Annotated in this window: 9 protein-coding genes; 5 read left to right on the forward strand and 4 right to left on the reverse strand. The window is 39.0% G+C overall.

The features are described 5' to 3' along the window. Both B3Y13_RS06830 and B3Y13_RS06835 read left to right on the forward strand, forming a co-directional pair. On the forward strand, positions 1–726 hold a 726-nt coding region (locus B3Y13_RS06830), incomplete at its 5' end, for a GTPase (RefSeq protein WP_296693548.1). 27 nt (positions 727–753) lie between these two features. Then, the gene (locus B3Y13_RS06835; RefSeq protein WP_296693551.1) at positions 754–1,239 is read left to right on the forward strand and encodes a flagellar basal body-associated FliL family protein; all 486 of its coding nucleotides are present in this window, start codon (positions 754–756) and stop codon (positions 1,237–1,239) included. Positions 1,240–1,345: 106 nt separating this feature from the next. On the opposite strand, the gene B3Y13_RS06840 is transcribed toward B3Y13_RS06835, so the two are convergent. Then, entirely contained in the window at positions 1,346–2,314 is a 969-nt protein-coding gene (locus B3Y13_RS06840) for a M23 family metallopeptidase (protein ID WP_296666744.1), read from the reverse strand. Between the two features lie 65 nt (positions 2,315–2,379). Next, positions 2,380–2,982 (reverse strand): RlmE family RNA methyltransferase, encoded by a 603-nt coding sequence (locus B3Y13_RS06845; RefSeq protein ID WP_296666742.1) that lies wholly within the window; start codon positions 2,980–2,982, stop codon positions 2,380–2,382. A 242-nt stretch (positions 2,983–3,224) separates the two neighbouring features. Between B3Y13_RS06845 and B3Y13_RS06850 the strand changes: the two genes are divergently transcribed. Genes B3Y13_RS06850 through B3Y13_RS09920 form a run of 3 tightly spaced genes read left to right on the forward strand, consistent with a single transcriptional unit; the run spans position 3,225 to position 5,278 of the window. Beyond that, the gene (locus tag B3Y13_RS06850; protein ID WP_296693554.1) at positions 3,225–4,280 is read left to right on the forward strand and encodes an FPP/GGPP synthase family protein; all 1,056 of its coding nucleotides are present in this window, start codon (positions 3,225–3,227) and stop codon (positions 4,278–4,280) included. Positions 4,281–4,305: 25 nt separating this feature from the next. After that, positions 4,306–4,851, forward strand: a complete 546-nt coding sequence (locus tag B3Y13_RS06855) for a tetratricopeptide repeat protein (protein WP_296020323.1) — start codon at positions 4,306–4,308, stop codon at positions 4,849–4,851. Continuing rightward, the gene (locus B3Y13_RS09920; protein WP_296666737.1) at positions 4,844–5,278 is read left to right on the forward strand and encodes a SoxR reducing system RseC family protein; all 435 of its coding nucleotides are present in this window, start codon (positions 4,844–4,846) and stop codon (positions 5,276–5,278) included. Before B3Y13_RS06855 ends, B3Y13_RS09920 begins: the two co-directional genes overlap by 8 nt. A 67-nt stretch (positions 5,279–5,345) precedes the next feature. Here the strand turns inward: B3Y13_RS09920 and B3Y13_RS06860 are convergent, their stop codons facing one another. Then, on the reverse strand, positions 5,346–6,545 hold the full coding sequence (locus tag B3Y13_RS06860) for a protein-glutamate methylesterase/protein-glutamine glutaminase (protein ID WP_296020340.1): 1,200 nt from the start codon (positions 6,543–6,545) through the stop codon (positions 5,346–5,348). Between the two features lie 104 nt (positions 6,546–6,649). Beyond that, positions 6,650–7,465, reverse strand: a complete 816-nt coding sequence (locus B3Y13_RS06865) for a CheR family methyltransferase (protein ID WP_288518496.1) — start codon at positions 7,463–7,465, stop codon at positions 6,650–6,652. Between the last annotated feature and the right edge of the window lie 128 nt (positions 7,466–7,593).

Raw genomic sequence — 7,593 nt, forward strand, 5'->3', positions numbered from 1 at the left:
GGAAAATCAACGCTGCTCAACGCACTCACCGGAGCAGATGTTTTTGTCGAAGACAAGCTTTTTGCAACCCTCGACCCAACAACAAGAAGGCTCAACTTAAAAGAAGGCGGCTCTATTCTTCTTACGGACACAGTCGGATTTATTTCAAACCTGCCGCATTCTCTTGTAAACGCCTTTAAATCAACTCTTGAAGAAGCAAAAAACGCAGATTTACAGCTAATCGTTCTTGATTCCAGCGATCCGAATGTTTTTGAGCAATACAAAACAGTCGTTTCTGTTCTTGAAGAAATAAAAGCAGATAAGGTAAAGCGAATAATCGTCCTGAACAAAACAGATTCTCTCGAAGAGGAAAGTCCGCAGGCAGTCCGGCTTTATGCCGGATTCAGCAATGCGGTAAAAATAAGCGCTTTAAATCATGCCGGGTTTGAGCAGCTCACTAAAAAAATCTGCGACAGCCTCTTAGGCAAAGTCCAAAACCTGATAATTCCAACAGAAAAACACGCGCTTTTAAACGATATCCGCAAAAACGGCATCTTGCTCACAGAAGAATGGCTTGCCGACGGAATCCACGTAAAGGCACGAATTGGGAAGGAATTTTCTATTTCGCAGGAAGAACAAAAGACTTACGGAAATTCAATTTTTGTAGCAGAATCAAACGAAAATTCTCCAAATTTAAAAAGAACAAAAAACAGGCTTTACTCAATTTTAGAGCCATTTTTGAATTAAATGCCGGCTCAGAAACAAAAGAATAATATGAACAAATTGAATAAAATTTTAACAGGAATATTAGTTTTTCTCGCAGCGATTGTTTTTTTTACAGGAATTACTTTTTCAATTTTGCGCTCAAAAAACAAAACTAAATACACATTGCCAGACAGCGAAAAAATATTTTTAAATCAGGCAGAGTTTAAAAGCTCTTCTTCTCAAAACAACAAGGCTTTTACAAAAATCGGAAAACTGCGCGCAGCAACAAAACCCGGCAAAAACGGAAAAACAAAAATCGTGCTTATAACGCCTTACATTGAATACAGCGACGACCAGGCATTTTACGAAGAATTAGACCGAAATCTGGCAAAAATGCGCGAAATAATACTCAATTATTTTTCTGAACGGACAGCCGAAGAACTGGCAAAAAAAAACGAAGAAAAAATAAATTCAGAAATTTTAGAAAAATTGAATTCGATTTTGATTTTGCAGAAAATTCAAAGGCTTTATTTTACAGATTTTTTGATTTTATAAAAAAATGTTTAATACAGCCCGGATTGAAGCCCCGTCAGTTTGAGCGGCTTAACGCCGCTCAAATGGAACGAACAGCGGAAGGGCGAAAAGCCGGAAAAGCTGCCGTCTAATTCCATAAATTCTGCGGATTTATCTGCTTGCCGTTTTTAAAAACTGTAAAATGCAAGTGCGGTCCTGTGCTCAAGCCTGTACTTCCTACATAACCGATTACAGAATTTTGAGTTACGTATTGATTTTTTACAGCTGCAATTGCGCTCATGTGTCCGTAAAGTGTTTTATAACCAGAATGATGCGTTACAATCACGTAATTTCCGTAAGTGTTGTTAAAACCAGTAGATGTTACTTTTCCGTCCATTGCCGCATAAATTCTAGTTCCCTGAGGACAGGCCATATCTACTCCGCTATGATAAGAACGCGCTCCTGTAAAAGGCGATTTTCTCCATCCAAAGGCGGAAGACATATACCATCTTGCATGAACAGGTTTTTTAAACAAATCTCCGTTAATTTCCTGGCGGGTAACCCAATCCAGATGAGCATCCGGCAAAAAAAGCATTGTTCCAGCAGAAAGAGAGTCGCTTTCCGAAACCTTATTCACTGCGCAGAGTTTTGCATTGTCAATCTTATATTTTTCAGCAATCGAAAGAGAAGTCTCTCCATCTTTGCGCACAGTGTACAGAATTCCTGGAATCGAAGGAATTTTTAAATAAGTTCCAATCTGCAAAAGCCTTGAAGAACGGATATTGTTTACAGAAATTATGGTATCTTCCGTAATTCCGAAATTTGACGCAATAACGCTAATCATATCTCCAGAATGTACGCGGTAAGAAATATAGCAAATCTCGCTCAAGTTCAAATTTTCTTCTTCAGCAAGAGCAACTTCGCTTTCCGAAACAACAGGCAAACCAGGAGTTTCAAAACCTCCCTGCCCGTTTTCTTCCTGCTTTTCAGGCTGTAAAAGAAGTCCAGCCGTCAAAACAACACAAAAAGAAGCCGCGGCGACAGAAAAACAGGCGAGAGCTTTCATGCTAAAAATTTTCTTTTTAAAACCAGCAAAATCAGTATTTTTAAATTTCATTTTTATCCTGTCTATAATACAAGCAATGCAATTGACAGATGCAATTGCAAAGCAAAAAAACAGCCTTAAACATTTTTTTTATTTATTCCAATAAGATAAGTTTCAAAACTTTCGGCACGGCAGGCAACAGGCTTAAAACCTTTTGCAGAGGTAAAAATTTCGCGCATCATTTTTAAGAGCGCCTGCTGGTCTCCGTTCTGAAAAACCTTTACAGCAAAATTTCCGCCCGGGCGCAACATTGTCTGGGCATAATAAATCGCCATTTTTACAAGCCCCTGAGAACGCGCAGTATCGACAATTCTGTTACCTGTTGTTTTAGGAGCTGCGTCGCAAACCACAAGATCAAAAGGACCTTCTTTTTTTATAGTTTCCAAAATAGCTTTGTCAGTTAAATCGCCCTGAATAAAAACAAGATTGTCGCCCTTGACATCTTTTGCAAGAGTATTCAAATCGCAGGAAACAACCTTGCTTTCCGGACTTAAATTTCTGAGCAAAAAGGTCGTCCAGCTTCCAGGGGCCGCTCCCAAATCCAAAACCCTGCTGTTTTTTTTGAGAATATGAAATTTTTCGTCAATTTCTTTTAATTTATAAACCGAACGCGCAGGATAGCCTTCCGAAAAAGCTTTTTGCGACCAAAAATCCGGCTTTTCATAACTGTTCGATGCCATAATTCTTAATCGGCAAATTTTACTCATTTTTTTACTGTTTTGTAAATGAAAGTTTACCGCTTTTTTTTGGATTTTTAAGGGGCGTGCCGGCAAAAAATTGCCGTCAGGCTTTCCAGGGTTCCGGCTTCCGCCTGCATTGCTACGCTTCGCTCCGCAACGGCTTCATAAGCCGCCCTTCCAATCCTTCACGCAAATCAAAATCACTCGTACACAAAATTTTGTTTTTGAGTTATAATAAAGCTATGAAACAAGAATTTACATCTCGACTTGAACAAATTGAACTCTCTCTACAAAAAATTCTGCCGCAAGAACTTAATGACAGCTGGAAAGAACTGTCTTTCGGAAAAATAGATTCGTGCATAAATCAGGAACATATTTCGGTTTTAACCCAGCCTTGCGCACACTTAGTTTCGCTTGGCGGAAAAAGGTGGCGGCCATTGCTTCTCGTGCTCTGCGCGCAAATGACAGCCCAGGCAAAAAAAACAGATGTAGATTCAACAAAAGCCTACGGTTTAACTCCGCTAGTTGAATTTGCACACACAGCAAGCCTTATTCACGATGATATAGAAGACGGAGCAGACACGCGGCGCGGAAAACCTTGCGCACATATTTCTTACGGAATGGACGTTGCCATAAACGCAGGGAGCTGGCTCTATTTTGAAGCAGCAACCGCAATAAAAGCGTTAAGTCTGTCTTCCGACGAAAAATTGCGTCTCTATGAACTTTTTCTGCAGGAACTGCGGCTTTTGCACCTCGGCCAGGCAATGGACATTAAATGGCACAGAAATCCAGACTTAATTCCTTCAACCGAAGAATATACAGCCATGGTTCGTAACAAGACAGGAACTCTCGCACGCCTTGCAGTCAAACTCGGAATTCTTGCAGGAGGCGGAACTGATTCAGAAATCGAAGAAGCTGGAAAAATCGCTCAGGATATTGGTGTTGCATTCCAGATTATTGACGATGTAAAAAACCTTACAACCGGAAATCCAGGCAAAAAACGCGGAGATGATATTGTCGAAGGCAAAAAATCTCTGCCAGTGCTTCTGCATCTGCAAAAAAATCCGCAGAACGAAAAAATACTTGCCCAGTATTTTACTCAGGCAAAAAATGAAGGAATAGAAAGCCCAGCCGTCGAAAAAGCAATTCAGCTTTTAACACAGAGCGGAGCGGTTGAGCAGGCGGCAAAAAAAGGTTCTGAACTTGTAACACAAAAAAGTCAGGAGCTTGCACTATTTTACGGAAGTAAAACAGAAATAGGCACCTTGATTGAAGAGCTTTTCAATTCAATGCGTTAACCACAGCAAAAACGGAAGTAAAAATATGCCGGCAAAAAAAGAAAATGTTTCACAACTTAATTCTCAGGCAATAAAACTTGCAGCCAACGGCGAATATCAAGAAGCGATTGCATGTTTTCAAAAAGCAATTACCTTGGAAAAAAACAACTATCGGCTTTGGTACAATCTTGGCGTTACTTACCGCGACACAGGCGACCTTTTGCGTGCAAAAGAATCTTTGGACAAGGCCTATTCAATCGAAGCCGAAGATGATCAAGTAATCGAAACGCTTGCTTTAATTGATTTTAACATAGGTCTTACAACAGAAGCGTTGCAATTCTGCCATAAAGGACTAGAAAACAACTGCAACAATTCAAGACTCTGGAACACACTCGGTGTAATATATTTTAATCTCGAAAAATACGAAAACGCTTCCGAAGCCTTTGAACAGGCAATTACAATCGATCCATATTATTATGACGCACTCTTTAACTTACGCGACACATATGAAGAAACAGGCAATAAAGTCGGCTACAAACTCTGCGATGCTCAGTTAAAAACAATCAAAAATTACGGACAAACAAATGCTTAATTTTGCTAGAGTCATTTCTGTTTCGCAAAATTCTCAAAAAGTTTTATTGGCTTCAGTTTTTTCGTCAGCTTGCATAAACTGCCCTTCTATAAGAACATGCAGGCACAGTACAAAGACATTTACCGCATTAAATATAAAGAATTTTAATCTCGAAGAAGGAAATATCGTCAGAATAGCCTTAAAAAAGCCAGTCAGAATTTTACAGGGGCTTTGTGCACTTTTCTTGCCCATAGCACTTTGCATTCTTGCTCTTGATTTTGCCCCTATTCTGTTTAAAATAGCAAATTTTCCAGCAAATATTCAATTTAACGAAACTATAAGGTTTTTGACAGGATTTTCAGCATTTATCTTAGGCGAACTGGCAATCTTTATCTTTAGCAGAGCAACATTCATACCATTGTCGCCAATAATAAAGCAAAAAATATAAAAAAAACGATGAGTGATACAGCTCACACAAAGCTCAATCATCGCTTTTTTGGTTTTAAATTTTTATTTTAATAATTTGCCATTGCCAGACTGCTTATTTCTTCAGCCATCTTGTCTAAGGCAACCTGTTTTTGAACAGCGCCAAGTTCCCATGCAACACGTGGCATTCCATAAACAATGGCAGATTTTTCATCCTGTCCCAAAGTCCACGCACCCTGCTTACGCATTTCTGCAAGCTCAACAGCACCGTCTTTTCCCATGCCGGTCATAATTACACCAAGAGCATTGTACTTAAAAACCTTTGCAACAGACTCAAACATAACATCTGCCGAAGGTCTGTGTCCATTTCTTTGAGGCAACCGGTTTGTACGAATCTGATATTTTCCAAACCCATTGTTTTCAACCACAATATGAAAATCACCCGGAGCAATATAGACATGACCTTCTTCAAGAACATCCTTATCTTCCGCTTCTTTAACACTCAAAGGACAAATTCTGTCAAGACTTGCAGCAAATTCTTTTGTAAAACCAGCAGGCATATGCTGAACAACCATAATTGGCTGTCTAACCCCAGGATTGATATTTGCAAAAACTTCACGTAACGCATTAGGGCCGCCAGTCGAAATCCCAATCGCAATCAGTTTAATTTTTCCAGGAGCATGCAACGGAGTAATAGCAACAATATTTTTCTTTTCACGAGGAATAAAAGTTTCAAAATCTTTTGGAATAGGCTTCGGAGGAGGAATTACGACATCTTTAGCTTTATCGCCAAGAGCCTCATGCAGTTTTCTTTCAATCGCCCGCTCCGAATTCAAGCGAATGTAGTAATCAGTGCTGTAAACATTTTTTCCATTAAAACGCGCCTGAGCTCCGCCATAAGAAGCAATCATTTCAATCAGACGGTCAGCAACAGAGTTTATATCTACAGAAACAGAACCGTTTGGCTTGGTAATAAAATCGCAGGCACCAAGTTCAAGAGCTTCCATAGTTACGGCAGCGCCTTTTTCAGCGATAGAAGACAAGATGATTACAGGAATATCAGGACCATGTTCTTTACGATAGCGAAGATATTCAATTCCCGTCATAACAGGCATTTCAATATCCAAAATAATAACATCAGGCTTTGTATATTCCAGTTTGCTTATAAGGAATTGCCCGTTCATCGCCTTATCAATAACTTTCATTCCAGGAGTATTGTCAATCACCCGCGAAATAACATTTCTCATTAACGCAGAATCATCACAAACCAAAACCGAAATGTCGTCCATTTTTAAATCTCCCATAACTAAATCGAAAAAAAATGCGCGCTCAAACAAAAATATATTTTCAAAGAGCCACAAATCAAATTCGTATAAGCAAAAATAATCTTTTTCTATAAGTTTTTCTGATAAAGACACGCCCAGTCTGTCTTTAAAAATTCGAATTTCGTATCCATTCCAAAGAGCGATTCAGAATGACCGATAAAAAGATAAGATTTCTTGCCCATAGCGTCCCAAAATCTATCAATGCACGCTTTCTGAGCTGCTTCGTCAAAATAAATCAAAACGTTACGGCAAAAAACAACATCAAGATTTCTCATACCAGAATCATTTCTAAGATTGTGGTAGTCGAATTTTATTGTAGAAATCAATTCCTTACAAACTTGATAACCGTTCTCTGTTTTTATAAAATACTTTGACAAATATTCTGGAGGAATCCCCTGAATTCTAGATTCCGGATAGAATCCCTGCTGACCAACCATTAGTGACTTCAAAGAAATATCAGAAGCCGTAATCTGGAAAGTATAAGGCGGCGGCAAGAGACTTTTTAGAATCATTGCAATCGTATAAGGTTCTTCGCCAGTAGAACAGCCGGCGCTCCAAATCTTAATAACAGTTCCGCCAGTTTTCTTTTTTTCTTCAATAATATGAGGAATTACATAATGAACAAGAGCATCAAAATGCGGCTGGTTTCTAAAAAAACGAGTCAAATTAGTAGTAACAGAATCGAGCATCGTTTTCATTTCGCCTTCATCAGACATAATCAAATTATAATAATCCTGAACCGAAGCCAGATTTTTTTCGCGCAATTTCTCCTTTAAGCGCGAATCAAGAATCGAACGGTTTGTTGCCGAAAAAGTAATACCGCTCTTGTCGTAAATAATTTTGCGAAATTTTTCAAATTCCGAATCAGTAAGTAAATCTGTCATATAAATATTATATCCCTGCAAACCCGAATTGTAAATTAAAAGACTTTTTTTAACAGAAAGTTAAATACAAAAACAACAAAAGGCAGGAGCACAGCGCGCGAAAAAGAGGCCAAAAGGCGGGCTGGCAC

Origin of the sequence: Treponema sp. UBA7567, assembly GCF_002476655.1 — a bacterium.
Lineage (GTDB): Bacteria > Spirochaetota > Spirochaetia > Treponematales > Treponemataceae > Treponema_D.